This is a genomic window from Streptomyces sp. NPDC021096, assembly GCF_040641275.1.
Lineage (GTDB): Bacteria > Actinomycetota > Actinomycetes > Streptomycetales > Streptomycetaceae > Streptomyces.
Window position 1 is genome coordinate 44,567 of the sequence record NZ_JBFADG010000024.1, and the last position, 19,670, is coordinate 64,236.

15 protein-coding genes and 2 riboswitches are annotated in these 19,670 nt (G+C 74.7%); of the genes, 6 read left to right on the plus strand and 9 right to left on the minus strand.

The window, feature by feature from the left end; all coding sequences use genetic code 11:
- Nucleotides 1-43 precede the first annotated feature (43 nt).
- The 3 genes from AB0G59_RS24285 to AB0G59_RS24295 form a co-directional block, all read right to left on the minus strand.
- Nucleotides 44-1,495: a hypothetical protein gene (locus AB0G59_RS24285; RefSeq protein WP_360915257.1), complete on the minus strand. Its 1,452-nt coding sequence runs from the start codon at nt 1,493-1,495 to the stop codon at nt 44-46.
- Complete coding sequence (gene pelF, locus AB0G59_RS24290; RefSeq protein WP_360915260.1) at nt 1,492-3,009, minus strand: GT4 family glycosyltransferase PelF; 1,518 nt, start codon at nt 3,007-3,009, stop codon at nt 1,492-1,494. The genes AB0G59_RS24285 and pelF overlap by 4 nt, the downstream gene beginning before the upstream one ends.
- A 67-nt stretch (nt 3,010-3,076) precedes the next feature.
- Entirely contained in the window at nt 3,077-5,236 is a 2,160-nt protein-coding gene (locus AB0G59_RS24295; protein WP_360915263.1) for a hypothetical protein, read from the minus strand.
- Between the two features lie 806 nt (nt 5,237-6,042).
- Here AB0G59_RS24295 and AB0G59_RS24300 point away from each other — a divergent pair.
- Entirely contained in the window at nt 6,043-7,203 is a 1,161-nt protein-coding gene (locus tag AB0G59_RS24300) for an ABC transporter substrate-binding protein (protein ID WP_360915266.1), read from the plus strand.
- Nucleotides 7,204-7,240: 37 nt separating this feature from the next.
- Here the strand turns inward: AB0G59_RS24300 and AB0G59_RS24305 are convergent, their stop codons facing one another.
- The 3 genes from AB0G59_RS24305 to AB0G59_RS24315 form a co-directional block, all read right to left on the minus strand.
- The gene (locus tag AB0G59_RS24305) at nt 7,241-8,164 is read right to left on the minus strand and encodes an NADP-dependent oxidoreductase (RefSeq protein ID WP_360915378.1); all 924 of its coding nucleotides are present in this window, start codon (nt 8,162-8,164) and stop codon (nt 7,241-7,243) included.
- 66 nt (nt 8,165-8,230) lie between these two features.
- Nucleotides 8,231-8,761: an SRPBCC family protein gene (locus tag AB0G59_RS24310; protein ID WP_360915269.1), complete on the minus strand. Its 531-nt coding sequence runs from the start codon at nt 8,759-8,761 to the stop codon at nt 8,231-8,233.
- Nucleotides 8,762-8,855: 94 nt separating this feature from the next.
- Nucleotides 8,856-9,605, minus strand: coding sequence for a 2OG-Fe dioxygenase family protein (locus AB0G59_RS24315; RefSeq protein WP_360915272.1), 750 nt, complete (start codon nt 9,603-9,605; stop codon nt 8,856-8,858).
- A 310-nt stretch (nt 9,606-9,915) separates the two neighbouring features.
- Between AB0G59_RS24315 and AB0G59_RS24320 the strand changes: the two genes are divergently transcribed.
- Together AB0G59_RS24320 and AB0G59_RS24325 are read left to right on the plus strand one after the other, a co-directional pair.
- Nucleotides 9,916-10,662 (plus strand): polysaccharide deacetylase family protein, encoded by a 747-nt coding sequence (locus tag AB0G59_RS24320; protein ID WP_360915275.1) that lies wholly within the window; start codon nt 9,916-9,918, stop codon nt 10,660-10,662.
- The gene (locus AB0G59_RS24325) at nt 10,659-11,768 is read left to right on the plus strand and encodes a glycosyltransferase (protein WP_360915278.1); all 1,110 of its coding nucleotides are present in this window, start codon (nt 10,659-10,661) and stop codon (nt 11,766-11,768) included. The genes AB0G59_RS24320 and AB0G59_RS24325 overlap by 4 nt, the downstream gene beginning before the upstream one ends.
- A gap of 114 nt (nt 11,769-11,882) precedes the next feature.
- On the opposite strand, the gene AB0G59_RS24330 is transcribed toward AB0G59_RS24325, so the two are convergent.
- Nucleotides 11,883-12,647 (minus strand): CbtA family protein, encoded by a 765-nt coding sequence (locus AB0G59_RS24330; RefSeq protein ID WP_360915282.1) that lies wholly within the window; start codon nt 12,645-12,647, stop codon nt 11,883-11,885.
- 19 nt (nt 12,648-12,666) lie between these two features.
- Complete coding sequence (locus tag AB0G59_RS24335; protein WP_071966828.1) at nt 12,667-12,891, minus strand: CbtB domain-containing protein; 225 nt, start codon at nt 12,889-12,891, stop codon at nt 12,667-12,669.
- A gap of 57 nt (nt 12,892-12,948) precedes the next feature.
- A riboswitch (cobalamin riboswitch) is annotated at nt 12,949-13,037 on the minus strand.
- Between the two features lie 161 nt (nt 13,038-13,198).
- On the opposite strand from AB0G59_RS24335, the gene AB0G59_RS24340 reads away from it, so the two are divergent.
- The gene (locus AB0G59_RS24340; RefSeq protein ID WP_360915286.1) at nt 13,199-13,777 is read left to right on the plus strand and encodes a histidine phosphatase family protein; all 579 of its coding nucleotides are present in this window, start codon (nt 13,199-13,201) and stop codon (nt 13,775-13,777) included.
- A 235-nt stretch (nt 13,778-14,012) separates the two neighbouring features.
- On the opposite strand, the gene metE is transcribed toward AB0G59_RS24340, so the two are convergent.
- On the minus strand, nt 14,013-16,343 hold the full coding sequence (metE, locus tag AB0G59_RS24345) for a 5-methyltetrahydropteroyltriglutamate--homocysteine S-methyltransferase (protein ID WP_360915289.1): 2,331 nt from the start codon (nt 16,341-16,343) through the stop codon (nt 14,013-14,015).
- A 160-nt stretch (nt 16,344-16,503) separates the two neighbouring features.
- Nucleotides 16,504-16,658, minus strand: a riboswitch (cobalamin riboswitch).
- 265 nt (nt 16,659-16,923) lie between these two features.
- On the opposite strand from metE, the gene AB0G59_RS24350 reads away from it, so the two are divergent.
- A complete protein-coding gene (locus AB0G59_RS24350; RefSeq protein ID WP_360915292.1) occupies nt 16,924-18,039 on the plus strand; it encodes an alpha/beta hydrolase-fold protein in 1,116 nt (371 codons plus the stop codon).
- Between the two features lie 118 nt (nt 18,040-18,157).
- The gene (locus AB0G59_RS24355) at nt 18,158-19,633 is read left to right on the plus strand and encodes a serine/threonine-protein kinase (RefSeq protein ID WP_360915294.1); all 1,476 of its coding nucleotides are present in this window, start codon (nt 18,158-18,160) and stop codon (nt 19,631-19,633) included.
- Nucleotides 19,634-19,670 lie beyond the last annotated feature (37 nt).

Sequence of the window (19,670 nt, forward strand, 5' to 3'; positions counted from 1 at the left end):
GTGCGGCGGAACGTGGTGCCGGCCGGAACCCGGCCGGCGCCGGTCAGCGGTGCGTGGTGATCCGCCCGAGCAGGGCGGTGGCGACGGCCAGCAGGGCGGCCGCCGCACCGGAACAGATCACGAGCTGACCGGTTGCCGGGGCCCAGATCCGCAGCGCGAGGGCGGCGGTCTCGGTTCCGGCGGCGCCCAGGCAGAGCAGGGCGGGGATCCAGGCGGTGCCGTAGGCCTGGAGCAGCAGCCCGGACCAGAGCACCGCTCCGAGCGCGAGCAGCGCGGCCAGGTGCACGGCGTCGGGCGGGGCGGCGCCGGGCCACAGGGCGCCGACGGCGAGGGTGAGGGCGGTCAGGGCGGCGAGGTAGCCGCCGGCGCAGAGGGTGAGGACCCGGACGGCTCCGAGCAGCAGTCCGGTGGTGGTCGTGGCGGCGGTCAGCGCCGCGAGGGCCAGGCCCCGGCAGCGGTAGAGCAGCCATTCGGCGGCGCCCATGCTGAGGGTGAGGGCGAGGACGGCGGGGCCGCTCGCGCCGCTCTCGTGGTGGAGGACCGTGTCGCCGAGGGTGGCGAGGGCGGTCAGCGCTCCGCAGCCGAGGCCGAACAGTCCGAAGGGGACCGAGGCGAGCGGGGAGGGTGCCGGCGGCCCGGCCGGCGCGTCCTCCTCGCGCCGGGTGCGGGTGATCTCATGTCCGGCCGCGAACAGGGCGCCCCCGACCGAGGCGAGCAGCAGGGCGACGCCCACCACGGGCGGCGGCTGGGTGAACAGGACGACCGCTCCCCCGGTGGCGGTGGGGAGCAGGGCGAGCAGCAGGAGCCGTTCCCGGCCGAGGACCAGCAGGACGGTGGCCGCCGCCAGATAGAGGGCCTGGCCGGCCGCGAAGGCGAGCGCCCCCGCGGGTGCGGGCAGGGCCAGTGCGGCGCCGGTGGCGAGCAGGGCGCCGAGCGGGGCGCCCGTCGCCAGGCAGCGGCCCGCCGCCGCGCGCCCGCCGGCCGCGAGCCGGGTGTACGCGCGGTGGGCGAGGGCCTGGTTGAAGGCCCAGGCCACGAGCGCGGAGGCCACCAGCGCCCCGGTGCCGGCGGGCAGCCCGAGGCTCTCCCGTGTCCCGCCCGTCAGGGGCGAGCCGAGGGCGTAGCCGAAGCCGGGCAGGGTGAACACCAGGGAGCGCAGGAGGAACGGGCCGGGTGCGACGCGCCAGGGGTCGGGCCGGGGTTCCGGCTCGGGGTGGCTGCGGGGCACCCGGGCGTAGAGCTCGGCCGCCAGCTCGAAGGCGTCGTGGCGCCCGTAACGCTCGGCGATCTGCTCGCCCGTCAGCCCGTCGGCCTCCAGGACGGCGGCTATCTCGTCCGGGTGGACGGCCGCGGCGCACACCCCGCCCAGTTCCTCGGCGAGTTCGTCGACCGGGTCCGCGGCCCACCGGGGGCGGGAGCGGGTGCGCGGTGCGGCGACCGCGAGGTCGTGGGCGGGTTCGGGCTCCTCGGGCACGAGCCGCAGCAGTCCGCTCATCGGGCACCGCCGGCGGCCAGGGCCATGACGGGCACGGTCTCGGGGATGTGAAGGGTCTCCGGAAGGTTCTGCCGCAGGCCGGAGAGGTCGTGGTAGATGTCGCGGAAGGCGTTGATGGTCTGCCGGAGCGTGAACTGTTCGATGACGCGCAGCCGGGCGGCCTCGCCCATGCGGGCGCGCAGTGCCGCATCGCGCAGCAGCCGCAGTGCCGCGCTGGCCATACTCTTCGGGTCGCGCGGCGGTACGACCAGTCCGCTGTCGCCCACCGCCTCGCGGACGCCGCCCACATCCGTGGAGACGGTGGCCCGGCCGCACGACATGGCTTCGATGAGGGTGAAGGGGAAGCCTTCGCTGATGCTGGAGAGCATCACCACGTTGCCGGCGGCGTAGGCGTCGCGAATGTCCTCGACGCGTCCTTCGAAGGTGACGGCGTCGGCCGCGCCGAGCTCGGCGGCCAGCGCTTCGCAGGCGGTGCGGTAGCCCTCGCCGCCGCGCGGGGTGCCGCCGAACAGGCGCAGCCGCGCGTCGGGCAGCTCGGCCCGTACGAGCGCGAAGGCGCGGATGAGGGTCTCCAGGCCCTTGATGGGGTCGACCCGCCCGGCCCAGCTCAGGGTGGGGGTGTGCGGTTCCGGTCCGGCGGGCGGGAACGCGGCCGGGTCGACGCCGTTGTAGACGGTGCGGATGCGCTCGGGCGGGGTGCCGCCGTGCTCTTCCCAGCGCCGGTTGTAGCGGTTGCCGGGGGTGACGAGGGCGGCGCACCGGTAGCTCTCCCGGGCGAGCATCCGGAACAGGCCCAGCATCAGGGCCTTGACCGGCCAGCGGTAGGGCTCGGTGCGGAATCCCAGGTAGCGCTCGCGCAGGTAGACGCCGTGCTCAGTGAGCAGGAACGGGGTGCCGTGGCGGTGGTGGGCGACCAGTCCGGGCAGGGTGGCCAGGCCCCCGCTCACCGCGTGGGTGATCCCCCGGTCGGGGGGCCGGGCGGCGAGCGGGCGCAGGGCGTGCTCCAGCAGGTCGGTGGCGGCCAGCGCGTCGTGGAGCGTGGGGCGGGCGGCGGCGGTGGCGAGGTGGGGGCGGTTCCAGACGCGGGTGAGCAGGCGGGCCGCCTGCTCACCGCGCAGGGCCGCGAAGAGGGTGCCGTCACTCGCGTGGTCGGCCAGCCGGTACAGGCTGCGGGCGAAGTGCTGTTCCTGCGCGGGGTCCAGGAGGGCCAGCAGGAACTGTTCGTAGCAGGTGAGGAAGCGTTTCAGCGCGCGGCCGCGGGGTGCGCGGCCGGGCGGGGGCGGCCCCCACAGCGGAAGGGTGGCGACGGCCCGGACGTGGCCGGGCGGCTGCCAGGCGAGCGGTTCGCGGCCGGTGCCGGTGACGGCGATGACGCGGAAGTCGACGTCCGGCATGCCCTGGACGAGCTGGTCGCACCAGACGCTGACCCCGCCGTGGCTGTGCGGATAGGTCCCCTCGGTGAGCAGGGTCACCGAGGGAGCGGCGGACGCCGTTTCGGCTGACGGTCCGTGCATGGAAGTCGGTTCTCTCCAGAAGGCGGTGCGGCGACAGGACGGTGCGGCGCGAAGGTGCGGGCCGGCATCAGCGCCGGTCCTTGTCGCCGGGGCCGTAGGGCACCCGGGTGCTGACGCCCCGCGGTACGGGGAGCGCGGTCGCGGGTGCCTGGACCCGGGTGGCCTTGCCGGAGAGGGTGCGCGGTGTCCCGGTGCCGGCGGGCAGGGCGAGGACGAGGGTGCCCTGGCCGGCGGCGGGGGTGGCCCAGCCGGAGTGCAGCCCGGCGTAGGCGGTGCCGAAGGGGATGCGGCCGCTGCCCTGGACCTGGACGGTGCCGGTGGGCAGGGTCGCGGTGACGTCGACGCCGGCGGGGGCGCTGACGGTGATGTCGGAGCCGGTGCGGTGGGCGCTGACGGTGCCGGCCTTCACGGCCGCCGCCCAGGTGGCGCGCTTGCGCAGCTCCGTGCCGATGTCCCGCATCCGGAGGTTGACCAGCGGGGCGTTGTCGGCGAAGAGGGCGCGGTAGTCGGCGAGGATCTTCTCCAGCGCCTGGTAGCCGATGCGCTCCTCGGCGAGGTTGGACTGGTGGATGAAGTGCGGGCGCGGGTCGTTGGCGAGCACGTGGCCCATGGCGATCCGGCTCTCGAGCGGCACGATGTAGTCGGCGTAGCCGGTCGAGGAGGGCAGCGGTTCCCTGAGGCAGGTGGTGGTGGCCGAGCCCTCGCACAGGCCACTGCCGCCGTCGGACTTGCGGGTGTAGAGCCAGTTGTACTCGTCGACCTGCTCGGTGGCCTTGCCGGCGTTGTAGAAGACGTTCATCGGGTAGCGGGGCACGGTCAGGGACGGCCCGACCGGGCGCTGTCCGCGCTCGCGGGAGCTGTCGCTGGCGAGCCAGGAGACGCCGGCCTGGGCGAGCGCGGGCGCCAGCTCGGGGTTGTCGTCCCGCTGCTGCGGCAGGGTCTTCAGTCCGGAGTGCTCGCCGGTGACCAGCTCGTCCTTGTCGACGGCCAGGCCCTGCCGGGCCGCCCAGCCGCGGTTGTCGGCGATCTGTGCCGTGATGGTGGCCCGCGAGGTCCAGCGGATCCTGCCGAGCGGGTCGGTGGCGCACTTCCACGGCACCACGGAGGTGTCCTGGACGCAGCCGATGAAGGGGTGGTTGTAGGTGTGGTCGATCCAGCGGAACGCGCCCTGGTCGGAGACCAGCTGCTGGGCGAGGGGGTCGGAGCCGGCGTGCGCCTCCTTGTAGCCCTCGCTGCCGCCGCCGTTGAAGGCCAGGTCCAGGGTGAGGCCGTGCTCGCGCGACCACTGCGCGGCGCGCTGGGCGTCGGCGGCGGTCATCCGGATCGGGTCGTTGTCGGTGGGGGTGCCCGGCGGGCAGTCGACGTCGCCGGGGGTGCAGTTGAGCCGGGAGTCCCACCGGTCGTCGGAGCCGAAGACGTCGTCGACGTGGATCGCGAAGTAGTTGCGGGCGGCGCCCAGGTGGATCCCCTGGGTCAGCCACTCCACGATGCCGCGCGAGAGGAGCTTGAACTGGCTCTGGTAGTGGTTGTAGACGAAGGTGACGACCAGTTCGCTGCGCCCGTCGTGGGTGTACTGGCCGGCCAGGGAGCCGCGCCGGGACTGCCCGGGCACGGGCGCGTCGAGGTAGCTGGTGTAGGTCGCGCCGTCCGCCTGCCGGTCGAGCGGCACGGCGAGGTAGCCGTAACTCTCGCCCACGGCGCTGTCGTTGTTCTCGAACGGAACGTTTTTCCTGAGGTAGCCGAACGGTCCCGCGGCGCCCTCGGCGGTGACCTGCGCGGTCTGTCCGTCCAGCGTGCCGGAGTAGACGGCGTTCAGGCCGACGGCCGGGCGGGCATAGGTGTAGGCGTCGACCTGGCGGATGCCGAAACGTTTCTCGTAACCGGCGACGGCCGCCATCTCCGCCGAGCCGTCCCCGAAGGGATTGTCGTTGGGCAGCACCACGCCCTGGTACTTGGCCCGGGGTCTGCCGTCCACGGTGTCGCTCAGGAACGCCTCGTCGATCCGCGGGCGCCCCGGGTCCTTCAGGTCGACCTCGGTGTACGGCGTGCCGGCGGTCTCCAGTTCGGTGCGTATCGCCTCGACGGCGGGCCCGCCGTCGTCCACGACGAGGACGCGCAGGTCGACGCGCGGCGGGGCCTCCGCCGCGCTCGCGCCGGCGGTGGGCAGCCCCACCGCCAGCAGGGCGGTCGCGGCCCAGGCCGCGACCAGACGTGTTGTACGCCCCATTGTGCTTCTCCCCCCAAGGACGGAACCGCGCGTGGGGCACGTGGCGTCCGTACTCGACGTGTGCGTACGGCGCCGGTCCGGGCGCCCCCGCACATCGATTGATCCCCAGTTCGGCTCCCCGCACGGCCGGACTCCCCACCCCGGCCGCAACCCCTCCCCTGCCACGGACCGGACGCAGACGTCCGGGTTCCGAGCCGTGCGGCCGGAGCCGGGACCGCACGACGACGACGCGGCTCTCCGGGCACGAAAGTGCCTCGGCCTCGGAAGACACCACTGCCTCCCGACCGCTCAGCCATATAGTGCGCCATGCCCGAACCCCACGCGCGGCGCACTGGGCAGTAGCCGCCGGGGCCGGGGTGATCGTTGGCCGAAAGTCGTCATCTCCCCCACCAGCAACGGCACATGGACGATCCACCCAGAGGCTCAGCCATCTCCGATGTGACCTGTGTCAACTTCTGTATACGACGTCACGGGGCGTGCGCCGGGGGGCGGACGGCACATGAGGGTCCGCCGTTCCAGATCGTCAACAGATCGGCCGGATGACGGCTGTCCAATATGCCGGATGCGCTAGGCATTCGGCGGATGCGGCTGTCATCTGCCGCCCGCCCCCGGGACGGGCGGCGCGGCACCGGCCCCCGGCACACGGGAGCCGCCGGATGCGGAATCACCCTTCCGGGTACGGGGTGTCGCGAGTCAACCAGGGTGCCGCGAGGGGAGTTTGACTCCGTCAGGCCATGACCCGGGCGGCAAGGGGAGGGAGTCGGGTGGCTGTGCACCGGACGGACGGATTGTGCATCGGGGCTGTCGTGCCGCGGACCGGGCGGCTGGCCCGGCTGGGGCAGCCGCTGACCTTCGCGCTGGAGCGGCTGGCGACCCGGCTGACGCACATCACCCAGGGCACCCGGCGCCACCGCGTCCGGCTGGCCTGGCGCGACAGCCGGTCCGAACCCGACGGCGCCCGCCGGGCCGTCGCCGAGCTCGTGCGCGACGAGGACGTGCGCATGGTGGTCACCATGGACGGCACCCGGACGCTGCCCGCGGTGGCCGACGCCTGCGAGGTGCTGAGCATCCCCTGCCTGTCGACGGTCTTCCCCTGGCAGGCCTACGTCTCCGGCAGGGGCACCGAGCCGGCACGCCCCTTCCGCTGGACGTACCACTTCGCGTGGGGACTGGACGACATGGCGGCGGTGTTCGCGGAGATGTGGGAGCGCGTCGGGCCGGGCCGTACGGTCGGCTGCCTGTGGAACGACGGCCCGCAGGGGCAGTCGTTGCGCCACCCCCGGCACGGCTTCGCCCCCGTGGCGGCCGCGCGCGGCCACACCCTGGTCGATCCCGGCGGCTACCGGGAGCCGGCGGCCTGCTTCGAGCGGCACGTCCGCCGGTTCAAGGAGGCCGGGGCCGAGGTCGTCACGAGTGCGGCCACCGTCGAGGACCTGGCGCTGTTCCAGCGGCAGGCCCGGGAGGCGGGGCTGCGGCCGCGGCTGATCACCTGTTCGCGCTGGCTGACCTTCCCGCGCGAGAACGCGGCCACGGACGGGCTGTCGAACACCCGCGTCGCCACCCTCGTCTACTGGACCCCGCGCCACCCCTTCCACTGCTCCCTGGACGGCACCACCGCGTCCGCGCTGGCGGGCGACTACCAGCGCACCACGGGCAGGCCGTGGCCGCAGCCGCTGGGCCCGGCCCACGCGCTGGTGGAGATCGCCGCCCACGCCCTGGCCACCGCCGCGGACCCCACCGACCGCCCGGCGATCGCGGCGGCCCTCGGCCGGACCCGGCTGCCCACGATCGCGGGCCTGGTCGACTTCACGTGCGGGCCCACGCCCAACGTCGCGCTGCTGCCGCTGGCCGGCGGCCAGTGGCGGCCGGGCCGGGGCCGGCGGCAGGAGCTCGCGCTCGTCACCACCTCCCGGCTGCCGCGGCTGAGCCCGGACGCGGAGCTCACGGTCGGCCTCCCCGGCCCGTAACAGCGAGGCGGCAGCTTCTCCTTTGGGCGGGGCGGTCTCATACGACCGCCAGGACGATCTTCCCGGTGAGGTGGCCGTGCTCGCTGGCGCGATGGGCCTCGGCGGCCTGGCTGAGCGGGTACTCCCGGTGGATGGGCAGCTGGAGGAGCCCGGCCTCATGAAGGGCGATGGCGGCGTTCAGCGCGGTCACGGTCTGGGCGCTGGGGCCGGAGCTGAAGCGCACGTTGTGCCGCTGGGCGCCCTCGCCGTCGGCGATGGTCACCACCCGGTCGGGCCCGCCGGTCAGCTCGACGGACACCCCGACCGCGTCGCCCTTGCCGACGGCGTCCAGGGCCGCGTCCACCCCTTCCGGCACGGCCTCGCGCACCCGGTCGGCGACGCCCTCCCCGTAGGCGACCGGGATCGCGCCGAGGCTGCGCAGGTACTCGTGGTTGGACTCGCTCGCCGTGCCGACCACCCGGATGCCGCGGGAGCGGGCGAACTGCACCGCCAGGGTGCCCACTCCCCCCGCGGCGCCGTGGATCAACAGGGTCTCCTCCTCGCTCAGCCGCAGCGCGTCCAGGGCCCGCCAGGCGGTCTCGGCCGCCACGGGCAGGGCCGCCGCCTCCTCCCAGGACAGCGAGAGCGGCTTGACCACCAGGTCCGCAGCCGGTGCCAGGGCCTGTTCGGCGTAGGCGCCGGTGGCCGTGCGGCCCAGGACCGCGTCCCCCGCCCGCACCTCGGTGACCCCCTCGCCGACCGCCTCCACGATGCCGGAGGCCTCCACGCCCGGGATGTGCGGCAGCTCGACGGGGAACACCTCGGACAGGGCGCCGCTGCGCAGCTTGTGGTCGAGCGGATTGACGCCGGCGCAGCGGACGGCGAGCCTGACCTGCCCGGGCCCCGGCGAGGGCAGGTCGGCGTCGACGAGCTGGAGCACCTCGGCGGGGCCGTAGGTGCCGAAGGTGATGGCCTTGATCATGGTCATGGAATCACCATCATCGAAAATCAGGATTTTCCGTACCAGGCTGGCCGCTGTCCTCCGGAATTACGCCTGCTCCTCCGCGAGGCGCTTGACGCCCTCGAGCGTGGCCCGGATGCCGGTGCGCAGCTCGCCCAGGCGCATGGTGAGCAGCTCCTCCTCCCGCTCCGGCATCCGGTCGATCACCGCGCTGAGCCCGGAGGGGGCCGGGCCCAGGCGCGCCGAGTGGCGCAGCACGGTGCCGCCCTCCTCGGGCCGGAGCTCGAACGCCCACGTGGCGAGCGGGTGGGCGGGGTCGGCGGGGCCGCCGCCGTACCGGTTCTCCGGGTCGGTGACCGCCCAGGCGAAGCGCCGCTCGGGGTCCAGGCCGACCACGTGGGAGACGGTCCGCCACTCGCCGGCCGCCGGGTGGCGGTTGTAGCCGGCGAAGCTCGCGCCGAGCTCCGGGCCGGTGGCGCCCTCCAGCCACTCGGTGCGCTGGAGTTCGGGGCTGAGCCGGGCCGGCAGACCGATGTCGGTCACCAGCTTCCAGACCTCGCCGGGTGCGGCGGCGATGTGCACCTCGTCGTCGACGCTCAAACCGTCCGCGTAACGCATGAAGCCTCCTGGTTACTGAACATGACAAACCGTCGGAGTCAAGTGTGCACACGGACGCGAACATTCCGTCGGGCGTCCCGGTGTGGTGCTCCTCTCAGCGGCCCCCGGCCGCGCCGCCCGCACCACCGGGGAAGAAGTCGACGAGCAGCATGTCGCGCACGCCCCGGCTCGCACCGGGCGCGGGCAGGAGCGGCGAGACGCCGTGGAGCACACGGCGGTCGTCGAGGACGATCGTCTCCAGCGGCTCGGTCAGCGACGCCCGGTGCAGGGGCCGCTCCCGCAGGTCGTACAGGCAGGACTCGGCGCCCCGCACGTTCTCGCGCCGGATCAGCACCTGGGCGACGTAGCTGTGTCCGTCCCGGTGGATGCCCTCGGGCGTGGGGTGCCCCTCGGTGTCGCCGGTGGCGGTGACGCGGATCTGGTGGACGCCGCACGTGTCGATGCCGGCGCGGGGGCCGGGGAGGCGGTCCCAGAGGGTCCGTACGACCGTGTGCAGGGCGGCCCCGGCCGCCACAGCCTCGTGCAGCGGGGCGAACATGCGGTCCACTCCGCCGCTCACCTTGTTCACGGCACGGTCCTGGAAGAAGGCGACGTGCGGCAGCGGTTCCAGGCGGTCGCCGACGATGCGGAACCTGCCGTAGCGGCGGAAGCGGTAGGGGGTGGCCGCCCCCAGGTGGACGTCGGCGGGGAGGTCGTTCCAGGACTCGGTGAACTCCGCGACCGACTCGCGGGGTATCCGCCCGAGCGCCGCCGTGAGCAGGCCGGGAGGGTGGTGGGTGAAGGGGGACGGGAGGGAAGGGGCGGGGGCGGACGTTCCGGGGGCGCTCAGGGGCGTCGTGGTCATGTCGTCCTTGCTTTCGTGCCGGGCCTGGCGGGAAGGACGATCCTCGTGAAGGTCCGGCCGGCGGCGCGGAGTTCCCCGGCCACCGCCTTCGGCCCCGCCGCCGGCGAGCACGACGAGCCGCTCCGGCATGACACGTCCCCCCGTATCAAGCGTGCGTCGTCGCACCACGGTACCTGGCGGCCCCCGTTCGTCCACCCGCCGCGCAAGGCGCCCGGTCGTGGCCGGAGTTCACCGGGCGTACACCACTTGTGCCCGCGGCGATCGCCCGGCCCCACAGGCGCGATCGCGGCGGCTGGGGGATTCTGGGGGTGTGAGAGCGGTCTTCGTGGTCTCGGTGCACGACGTCGCCCCCTGGAGCTTCGCGCGCAGCCGCCGCTGGCTGGCCGACCTGGACGACCGCGGCGTGCCCGCCACGCTGCTGCTGGTGCCGGGCGCCTGGCGCGGTGCGCCGCTGCCGGACGATGCGGCCCTGGTGCGGTGGCTGCACGACGCGCACGGGCGGGGCCATGAGCTCGCGCTGCACGGCTACGCCCACCAGGGCGTACCCGGCGGTCCTTTGGCGCGCCGGTGGCTGAACGCCGTGGCGGCCCGCGGCTGTGCGGAGTTCTGCGCGCTGGACGAGCGGGCGGCGCGCGGCAGGCTGGAGAGCGGGCTGGCCGCTCTGGCCGCGGTGGGCATCGTCCCGGTGGGCTTCACCCCGCCGGGGTGGCTCGCCTCCGCCGGAAGCCTGGCGGCGCTGCGCGGCCTGGGCCTGCAGTACACGACGAGCCATCTGGCCGTGCACGACCTGCGCACCGGCCGCCGGCACCGCATGCCGGCCCTGTCCCACCGGCCCGGCGGCCTCGGCGAACGGGCGGGCGCGGCTCTGATGCCGGCCGCCGCCCGCCGGTGGTCGGCCCGCGGCCGGCCCTTCCGCATCGCGCTGCACCCCGCCGACCTGGACCGGCCGCGGCTGCGGGAGCGCGCCCTGCGGGCCGTGGACGCCGCCCTGGCGGCGGGGGCGCGCCCGTGCACGTACGCCGAGCTGGTGCGCGACGCCCGACGGTCCGCGCCATGAGGATCGTGCAGCTGGCCAACTTCTACGGCGCGGCCTCCGGCGGGCTGCGCACCACGCTGGACGCCCTGGGCCGGGGCTACGTCGCCGCGGGCCACGAGCGGGTGCTGATCGTGCCGGGCCGCCGGTACGCGCGGGTGTGCGACGCCCGCGACGGGCTGCGGCTGACCCTGCCCGGCGTCCCGGTGGGCGGTGGTTACCGGCTGTTGCTCTCGCCGAGGACGCTGCGCGGGCTGCTGCGGCGGCTGGCGCCGGACTCCGTCGAGGTGTCGGACAAGCTGACGCTGGTCCACGCGGCAGGCTGGGCCCGGGGGCACGGCGTGCGCGCCGTGCTGCTCTCCCACGAGCGTCTCGACGCGATCCTGGCGCCCCGCCTGCCCGCGTGGCTGCCGCTGGGCCGGCCGGCCGACGCCTGGAACCGCCGGCTGGCCGGTGCGTTCGACGCCGTGGTCGCGGCGTCGGCCTTCTCCTGCGCGGAGTTCAGCCGCGTGGCGGCCCCGGCGCTGTACCGGGTGCCGCTGGGCGTCGACCTGGACGTCTTCTCGCCCGCGGCGGCCGCAACGACGCTGCCCGAGCCGGGCATCGCGCTGGTGTACGCGGGACGGCTCTCGCGGGAGAAGTCGCCCCACCTGCCCGTGGAGGCCCTGCGCCTGCTGCGGCGGCACGGCATCGCCGCCCGCCTGGACGTCCTGGGCGACGGCCCCGAACGCGGGCGCCTGGAGCGCCGGGCGGCCGGTCTGCCGGTGCGCTTCTACGGGCACGTCGCCGACCGTCACGCGGTGGCCGCACTGACGGCCCGGGCCGACGTGGCCCTGGCCCCCTGCCCGGTGGAGGCGTTCGGCCTGTCGGCCCTGGAGGCCCTGGCCTGCGGCACACCGGTGGTCACGGCGGACCGTGGCGCGGCACCGGAACTACTGGCTCCGGGGGCGGGCCTGGCGGTGCCGGCGACCGCGCCGGCGATGGCGGACGGGGTGGCCCGCCTGGTGGCCGGGTCGCGTGAACTACAGCGGGCCGCGGCCCGCGCGCGGGCGGAGGAGTTCCCGTGGTCGGGGACGGTGGAACGGATGCTGGCGGTGCATGGCGGGATTTCCAGCCCGTCCGGCGATTGAGGACACCGCGCGCAGCGCGGTCCGGGGTCTGGGGCGGAGCCCCAGAAAGCCGGCCCGGCAGCCCCCTGTGCGGGGACCGCCGGGCCGGCAAGAGGCGCTGAGCCAAAGGCGCGGTCAGGCTGCCGGCGTGACCGCCGCGTCCGGCTGCCGCTCACGGGCAGCCTTCGGCACGACGAGCCGCTCCGCCAGCTCACCGAAGACCAGGCCGAACCCGGTCCACAGCACCAGCTGAACGGCGAGAGCCGACAGACGGAACTCCCACAGCAGCGTCGCCGGGAAGCCCTCCGGCACATTGTCACCGGCCGGCAGGAACGCGTACGCGAGCCCGATCGCCACGGCCAGCGCGGCTCCGGCCGCCACCGTGGCGTTCCAGTTGCCGAGCCGGGGAGCCAGCCGCTTGCCCAGGATGACCGCGCCGATCACGAGCAGGACGCTGAGCGCGATCATCAGGAAGAACAGCGCGGTGCGCTGGTCGAGGGTGTCCGGGTCGCCCACCGCGGGCGGGTTGGCCGGGTACTTCACGAACGGCACCAGGAAGACGGCCGTGAACGCGCCGAGCGCGAGCAGGGCCGCCGTGGCCCGCGGGCCGAACCGGCCGACGCGGCCCAGGGCCACGCAGAACGCCAGCGCGGCGATGCCGCCCAGCGCGACGCCGTAGACCAGGATGCCGGTGGCGAGGCCGCCGGTGGCCTGCATCGTTCGGCTGACCAGCTCCTCACCGCCGCCGCCGTGGTCGTGGCTGTGGGCCTCCTCGAAGGCGATGGCGGAGTCCACATGGGGCTCGCCGAGGAGATAGGCGGTGATCAGGGCCAGTACGCCGGCGGCGAGGCCGGCGAGCATGCCCCGCACCAGCAGGGCTCTTACGGATACGGACATCACGAGCTCGTTTCCCCGGGTCTCAGTGGCAGGGGAAGCCGAGCAGATGACGGCCGTCGTGCACCCACTCGTGCACGCCTTCGCCGGAGATGAGCGCGGTGGCACCCTGCTCCGCTCCGACGAAGTAGAGCAGGCTCAGCATGAGGAGCCCCACGAAGACCACCCACGGGGCGATGGCCTTCAGCTCGATGGGGGCGACCTCCGGTATGACGGGGCTGCTCGATGCGGGGACAGCGGACTGGGCCATGGCGGAACCTCCTGGGGAACAACGCGTCCCGATCGTTGGTGCGGACGACGGTGCCGGGTCTGACTTCCTGCCGTCGCCCCGCGGATCAGCGGAGGTGCACGTCAGGTACACAGTGGCGCGACCGTGCCGGATTCGCACCGGCTTCCGAGCGCACCGTCGTCATGTACACGCGACCGTACCGCCTGGCGGATCACCGCGCTACGGGCGTACGGATGCGCACCCCCCGCGCACGCCGTGCCCGACGCCCGTGGTCTGCTGAGCCCTTGGGCGCGAGCGCCCGTCCGCAGCCGGGGAGGGGACAAGGACCGTGACTGTTCGTGTGATGCTGATCTCACCAGCGCCCGGGCCCGCACTGCGGGCCGCGCGCTTCGACGACGACACGCCGCTGGACGAGGCGGGGACGCGCCTGGCCCGGGCGGCCGCCGGGTCGCTGCCGGGCGGAGCGCGCGCCTTCACGGCGCCGTCGGAACGCTGCCGTCAAACGGCCTCCGCGCTGGGCCTGGACGCGGACCCCGCACCGGGCTTGCGGGATCTCGAGGTCGGCCGGTGGCGGGGCCGGTCGCTGGAGGAACTGGCGGCCGGCGAACCGGAGGCGGTGGGGGCCTGGCTGGCGGACCCCGGGGCCGCGCCGCACGGCGGCGAGAGCGTGCTCGCCCTGATCGCCCGGGTGGGCGGCTGGCTGGACGGCCTGGCCGACGGCGGGGGCGGCGGCCGGGTCCTGGCCGTGGCGGACCCCTCGGTGGTCCGCGCGGCGGCGGTCCACGCGCTCGCGCTGCCGCCGGCGGTGTTCTGGCGCCTGGACGTTGCCCCGCTGACGCTGACCGAACTGACCGGCCGCGCGGGTCGGTGGAACCTGCGCTGCGGCCGCCCGCTCACGGCCGGCTGATCCGCGGGAGCCGCCGCGCCGTGCCCGCCCCGCCGCCCCTCAGCGGCGATGCGGTCCGGCGCGGCGGCCGTTCGGGGGCCGGTGACCGTAACCGTCAGCTGTGTACGGACGATTACCGTCACCGGCCGGCTCACCGCGACGACGGCCCGACCGGCCCCGCCGTCAGGGGCCGGCCTCGGGGTCGCGCGGCTCCGGGACGGGGCCAGGGCCGTCACCCGGCCGCTGCCCCGCCGGGCTACTGCCCGCCGGCGCGCTCCGCGCGTACCCGCTGGGCGGCCTCGACCAGGTGCTCGAGCGAGGTCCGTACCTCCGCCCAGCCGCGGGTCTTCAGTCCGCAGTCCGGGTTGACCCACAGGCGTTCCGCCGGGATGGCCGCCAGGCCCTTGCGCAGCAGGGCGGCGATCTCCTCGACGTCCGGTACGCGCGGCGAGTGGATGTCGTAGACGCCCGGGCCGACGGCGTGCGCGTAGCCGGCCGCGGCCAGTTCGTCGGCGACCTGCATGCGGGAGCGGGCGGCCTCCAGGCTGATGACGTCGGCGTCCAGCTGCTCGATGGCGGCCATGATGTCGCCGAACTCCGCGTAGCACATGTGGGTATGGATCTGGGTGTCCGCCCGCACCCCGGCCGTGGTGAGCCGGAACGCCTCGGTGGCCCAGGCCAGGTACTCCGCCCGGTCGGCGGTCCGCAGCGGCAGCGTCTCGCGCAGCGCGGGCTCGTCGACCTGGATGACGGCCGTGCCGGCGGCCTCCAGGTCGCCGACCTCGTCCCGCAGCGCCAGGGCGACCTGGCGGGCGGTGTCGGCCAGCGGCTGGTCGTCGCGGACGAAGGACCAGGCGAGCATGGTGACGGGGCCGGTGAGCATGCCCTTGACGGGGCGCTCGGTGTGGGACTGGGCGTAGGCGGTCCAGGCCACGGTCATCGGCTCGGGGCGGGAGATGTCGCCGGCGAGGATCGGCGGGCGGACGTAGCGGGTGCCGTAGGACTGCACCCAGCCGTGCTGGGTGGCCAGGTAGCCGGTCAGCTGCTCGGCGAAGTACTGGACCATGTCGTTGCGTTCGGGCTCGCCGTGCACGAGGACGTCCAGGCCGGCCTTGTCCTGGAAGGCCAGGACCTCGCGGATCTCGGTCGCGATGCGCTCGTCGTAGGCGGTGGCGTCGATGCGCCCGGCGCGCAGGTCGGCGCGGGCGGTGCGCAGTTCGCGGGTCTGGGGGAACGAGCCGATGGTGGTGGTGGGCAGCAGCGGCAGGCCGAGCCGGGCCCGCTGGGCGGCGGCGCGCTCGGCGTACGGCTGGGGGCGGCGGGCGTCCGCGGCGGTGACAGCCGCCGCGCGGGCGCGTACGGCCGGGTCGCGGGTGAGGGCGGAGGCGGCGCGGGAGGCCCGGGCGGAGCGGTTGGCGGCGAGCTGCGGGGCGATGGTGTCGCTGCCCTCGTTGAGGCCGCGGGCGAGGGTGACGCTCTCCTCGGCCTTCTGCCGGGCGAAGGCCAGCCAGCGGGCGACCTGCGGGTCGACGTCGCGCTCGGCGGTGGCGTCGAGGGGGACGTGCAGCAGGGAGCAGGAGGGGGCGACGTCCACCCGGTCGGCGAGGCCGAGGAGGGTGGCGAGGGTGGACAGGGACCGTTCGAGGTCGTTGATCCACACGTTGCGCCCGTCGATCACGCCCGCGATCAGACGCTTGCCGGGCAGGCCGCCGGCGGCGGCGAGGGCGTCGAGGTTGGCGGCGGCGGGTCCGGTGAAGTCCAGGGCCAGGCCCTCGACGGGGGACTTGGCGAGGACGGGCAGGGCGTCGCCCACGCGGTCGAAGTAGGTGGCCGCCAGCAGCTTGGGCCGGTCGGCGAGGCCGCCCAGCTCCCGGTAGGCGCGGGCGGCGGCGTTCAGTACGGCCGGGGGCTGGTCCTGCACCAGGGCGGGCTCGTCGAGCTGGACCCACTCGGCGCCGGCCGCCCGCAGGTCGGAGAGGACCTCGGCGTACACGGGCAGCAGCCGGTCCAGGAGGGTGAGGGGCTGGAAGCCGGGCGGGGCGCCGGGCGCGGGTTTGGCCAGCAGCAGATAGGTGACGGGGCCGACGAGCACGGGCCGGGCCGCGTGGCCCTGGGCGAGGGCTTCCCCCAACTCGCCCGTCTGCTTGGTGGAGTCGGCGGTGAAGGCGGTGTCCGGGCCCAGTTCGGGCACGAGGTAGTGGTAGTTGGTGTCGAACCACTTCGTCATCTCCAGCGGCGGGAGCTGCTGGGTGCCGCGGGCCATGGCGAAGTAGCCGTCCAGGGCGTCGGCTTCGACGGCGGCGCGGTGCCGCTCGGGGACGGCGCCGACCATGACGGTGGTGTCCAGGACGTGGTCGTAGAGGGAGAAGTCCCCGGTGGGGACCTCGTGGACGCCGGCGTCGGCCAGGCGCCGCCAGGCGTCGCGGCGCAGGGCGGCCGCGGTGTCGTGCAGGGCGGCGGCGTCGACGCGGCCGGCCCAGTAGCCCTCGACGGCCTTCTTCAGTTCACGGCCGGGCCCCTGCCGGGGGTAGCCGTGGACGGTGGCCCGGGCGCGGACGGCGGTGAAAGCGGTGGGGTGTGTTGCCACGGAACTCTCCTTCGCGAGTCGCGGGGGATCCCGGCGGGACCCGAGCGTACGAAGGATCGGCAGATGCCGGCGGAGCACGCCCAGGCATGCGCCGTCCGTACCGCCGGCCCGCCCTCGAGGCCACCGAGATCGCCGCGTGCGGTCGCACGCGGGCAGCGGCAGGTATTCGGACTCGCGGGCACGCCGTGTCGGTGGAGGACACGGCACCTAGTGGCCGTCGCTTCCCGGACCGCCGGGGCGGTCCAGTGCGTATGACGGCGGTCGTTCCCGCTCACCGCTGCGGGGCAGTCCCGGATTCCCACCGGGTTCCCTCTTGCGACGCGCCCGCCTGGAGGGCGGGGCGAACCGGCTGCGCCTTCACCCTAGACGCAGGGGCCCGTCCGCCGACAGGGGTTGCCCGGACAGTTTCGATCTTGCGTGCGGACGCGCGGGGTAGGGTCGTAGGCCGTGGCCGCCCCTGCGGGCCGTCAGGACCCCCGGCAGCGCCATAAGGCGAAAATTGCGGCCAAAACAGGAAACCTCACCGGGCCGTACCCCCTCTTCCCTCCCGGAGAACCCACTCCGAAGAGGAGCGACAACCGTGGGCCTTACGTCCCAGAATTTCCTGCTGTTCCTGGTGGTCATCGCCGTCGCGCTGGCCGCCCTCGTGCTGTGGCTGTGGCCACGGGCCGCGAAGAAGGGGATCCCGGCGCTCCTCTCCCGGCTCGGCCTGCTCGCCGTGGCGCAGGTGGGCATCCTGTCGGTGCTGCTCGTCGCGGCGAACAACGAGTTCGGCTTCTACTCCACGTGGAACGAGCTCCTCGGCCGCAACTCCAGCAAGCAGGAGCTCAAGGGCGGCAAGGACGGCAAGCGGCCGCCCGCGCTCGTCGTCAAGGGGCAGGAGTCCGTCGGCCTGGGCCCGAAGGAGAAGGCCGGCCAGGTCGACCGGATCGAGATACGCGGTCCCGTCAGCGGGCTGGGCATGGACGGCTTCGCCTATCTGCCGCCGCAGTACTTCCAGAAGGAGCACGAGAACGACCGGTTCCCCGTGATCGTGGCGATCACCGGGCAGCCCGGCGTCTCCAAGAACCTCATCACCCAGATCAAGGTCCCGCAGGCGGCTTCCCGCGCCATCGTGGCCAAGCAGATCAGACCGACGATCGTGCTGATGGTCCGGCCGTCGGTCGTGGCGGACCGCGACACCAACTGCACGGACGTGCCGGGCGGCCCGCAGGCCATGACGTTCTTCAACCAGGACCTGCCCATCGCCGTCAACGACGTCTACCGCGCGGACAATTCGCGGGGCGGCTGGGGCGCGGTGGGCAACTCCACCGGCGGGTACTGCGCGCTGAAGGCGGCCATGACCAACCCGGCCCGCTACGGCGCCGCGGCCGGGCTGTCCGCCGACCTCTTCGCGCGCCAGGACCGCGACACCGGTGACCTCTACGCGGGCAACAAGCAGATCAGGAACGAGTCCGACCTGACCTGGCGCCTGGAGCACATGGCTGCGCCGCCGGTGTCCCTGCTCCTGGCCGCCAGCTCGAAGGGCGAGGAGAAGTACTACGGTCCCATGCTGAGGTTCGCGGGGAAGGCCAAGGCGCCGACCAAGGTCGACAAGCTGGTCCGTGAGGAGGGCGGCCACAACTTCCAGACCTGGCGCGAGGAATACCCCGAGGTCCTGCGCTGGCTCGACAAGGAGCTGACCGCCCGCCGCTGAGGCCGCGCGGGGATTCCCGTCCGGCCGGGAACGGTTTCGGCCACGGCCACGTCCCAGCCAGTGTGGCCCGAATGCGCACGGCTCGGTACGCCGTACGCAGGGGGAGGGGGCGTACGGCATGGACGGGATGGACACCACGCGGCGCAAACCGCTGCTGGCCGGGCGGTACCGGCTCATGGAACAGCTGGGGCACGGCGGCATGGGCGTCGTCTGGCTCGCCATGGACGAGGTACTCGACCGGGAGGTCGCGGCCAAGGAGGTCCGGGCGCCCGAGCACATGAACGACGAGGACGTCCGGGTGCTGTACGCGCGCCTGAAGCAGGAGGCCCGGGCCGCCGCGCGGGTCGCCCACCCCCATGTGATCACCGTGCACGACGTGGTCGAGCAGGAGGGCCGCCCCTGGATCGTCATGGAGCTGGTGCGCGGCCAGTCGCTGGACAAGGTGCTCCGGCAGGAGGGCGTGCTCCAGCCCAAGGAGGCCGCCAGGATCGGCGCGCAGGTGCTGCAGGCGCTGCGCGCCGCCCACGCCGTGGGGGTGCTGCACCGCGACGTCAAGCCGGCGAACGTCCTGCTGGAGGCCGGGGGCCGGGTGGTGCTCACCGACTTCGGCATCGCCGTCATCGAGGGCGCGGGCACCCTGACGCGCACCGGCGACCTGGTCGGCTCCGCCGAGTACCTCGCCCCGGAGCGGGCCACGGGCCGCCGCCCGGGCATCCCCTCCGACCTGTGGTCGCTGGGCACCCTGCTGTACGTGGCGGTGGAGGGGGTCTCCCCGTTCCGCCGGGGCGACGCGCTCAGCACGCTGCGGGCCGTGGTCGACGACGAGCCCGCGGCGCCCCGGCGGGCCGGGCCGCTGACGCCGGTGCTGGAGGGGCTGCTGCGCAAGGACCCGGAGGCCCGCATGGGCTCGGCGGAGGCCGAGCAGCTCCTCGACCGGGTCGCCGCCGGCCTGCTCACGGAGGAACCGCCCGGGTACGTCCGCACCGCCCTCGACGAGCGGGTGCGCCACCCGGGCCCCGGACGGCCGCTGACGGTACCCGACACGCCGACACCCACGCCCGTACCGACCCCGACGCCCTCACCTGCGCCGAGGCCCACGCCGACGCCGGTGACCGGCCCGCCGGAACCCGGGCCCGTCGTGGGGCACTCCGCGGGGACGCCGTCCGTCAACGTGCCGGTCGGGCTGCAGCAGGGCGGCCTGGCGACTCCCCTTCTCGCTCCGGGCTCGGGAGGGTCCGCCGCCTCCGTCGGGTATCCCGTGCGTCCGCTGCCGCACCCCGGGACGGGGCCGGAGCACGGCCCGGAGCCACGGCCGCGGACGGCGGTGTGGATCGTGGCGGCCGTCGTCGCGCTGGTCCTGCTCGCCGGTGGGGCCGCGGCCCTGTTCGCCCTGCGCGACAACAGCGGCTCGCAAACGGGCGACAACCCGGGCGGCGGCCCCACGGGGGTGGCCACGCCCGGGCCGACGGAGGACACCTCCGAGCCGGCGACCTCCGAACCCACCACGGACCCCACCACCGAGCCCACCGCGGGTCCGAGCACCGACCCGACGGGGTACGCCAGTTGCGGCAGCGGCTGGGTGACCTCGTGCTAGCACGTACGGACTAAAACCGTCGGAATTCGTGGATCAG

Bases quoted from the DNA above. Each gene is read 5' to 3' on its own strand.
- AB0G59_RS24310 (WP_360915269.1), bottom strand. From the start codon at position 8,761: ATGCGTTACGCGGACGGTTTGAGCGTCGACGACGAGGTGCACATCGCC.
- AB0G59_RS24355 (WP_360915294.1), top strand. From the start codon at position 18,158: ATGGACGGGATGGACACCACGCGGCGCAAACCGCTGCTGGCCGGGCGG.
- AB0G59_RS24325 (WP_360915278.1), top strand. From the start codon at position 10,659: ATGAGGATCGTGCAGCTGGCCAACTTCTACGGCGCGGCCTCCGGCGGG.
- AB0G59_RS24295 (WP_360915263.1), bottom strand. From the start codon at position 5,236: ATGGGGCGTACAACACGTCTGGTCGCGGCCTGGGCCGCGACCGCCCTG.
- AB0G59_RS24315 (WP_360915272.1), bottom strand. From the start codon at position 9,605: ATGACCACGACGCCCCTGAGCGCCCCCGGAACGTCCGCCCCCGCCCCT.
- pelF (WP_360915260.1), bottom strand. From the start codon at position 3,009: ATGCACGGACCGTCAGCCGAAACGGCGTCCGCCGCTCCCTCGGTGACC.
- AB0G59_RS24335 (WP_071966828.1), bottom strand. From the start codon at position 12,891: ATGGCCCAGTCCGCTGTCCCCGCATCGAGCAGCCCCGTCATACCGGAG.
- AB0G59_RS24305 (WP_360915378.1), bottom strand. From the start codon at position 8,164: ATGATCAAGGCCATCACCTTCGGCACCTACGGCCCCGCCGAGGTGCTC.
- AB0G59_RS24285 (WP_360915257.1), bottom strand. From the start codon at position 1,495: ATGAGCGGACTGCTGCGGCTCGTGCCCGAGGAGCCCGAACCCGCCCAC.